This is a genomic window from Bacillus cereus group sp. N31, assembly GCF_016483245.1.
GTDB lineage: Bacteria > Bacillota > Bacilli > Bacillales > Bacillaceae_G > Bacillus_A > Bacillus_A toyonensis.
The window spans coordinates 1-964 of record NZ_JAEHCH010000069.1 but is presented as its reverse complement, the minus strand read 5'-3'; the positions used below and the strand labels follow the sequence as shown (position 1 = coordinate 964).

The following is a 964-nucleotide window of genomic DNA, read 5'->3' as shown; positions in this document are numbered from 1 at the left end:
CCTCAAGGTGTTCAAGGTAACACAGGTGCTACCGGTGCCACTGGCGCTACTGGACCTCAAGGGGCTCAAGGTAACACGGGTGCTACTGGACCTCAAGGTATTCAAGGTAACACGGGTGCTACTGGCGCTACCGGACCTCAAGGCGTTCAAGGTAACACGGGTGCTACCGGTGCTACCGGTGCCACTGGACCTCAAGGTGTTCAAGGTAACACAGGTGCTACCGGTGCCACTGGCGCTACTGGACCTCAAGGGGCTCAAGGTAACACAGGCGCTACTGGTGCCACTGGCGCTACCGGACCTCAAGGTGTTCAAGGCATCCAAGGACCAACGGGTGCTACCGGCGCTACCGGTATAGGAGTTACTGGACCAACTGGACCATCTGGCGGACCTACTGGGCCTACTGGACCTACTGGACCTAGCTTCCCTGTAGCAACAATTGTTGTAACAAATAACATTCAACAAACAGTACTGCAATTTAATAACTTTATTTTTAGTACTGCAATTAACGTAAACAATATTATCTTTAACGGCACAAATACAGTTACTGTTATTAACGCTGGCATTTATGTAATTAGCGTATCCATCGCTACAACTGCGCCAGGATGTGCTCCACTTGGAGTAGGAATTTCAATTAATGGCGCAGTCGCAACTGACAACTTCTCTTCAAGTTTAATAGGTGACTCACTTTCATTTACTACAATTGAAACGTTAGCAGCTGGTGCAAACATCTCTGTCCAATCTACTCTTAACGAGATTACGATCCCTGCAACAGGAAATACTAACATTCGCCTTACTGTATTTAGAATCGCTTAAATTTCACTATATATTGTTTATGACAAATAAAAAAAGAGCGAGAAACTGAACTGCACCCCAATTGTTAGACACCATCTAACAATTGGAGGTGCAGTTTTTCTATGGTTAAATTTACAGCTGATGAAAAAATACACATCGTTCAACGTTATTT

The 964-nt window shown here is 45.4% G+C and carries 1 protein-coding gene; it reads left to right on the top strand.

The window, feature by feature from the left end:
• Positions 1-813, top strand: an 813-nt coding sequence (locus tag JDS81_RS29760) for a Gly-Xaa-Xaa repeat protein (protein WP_199688684.1), incomplete at its 5' end; no start/stop codon positions are given.
• Positions 814-964 lie beyond the last annotated feature (151 nt).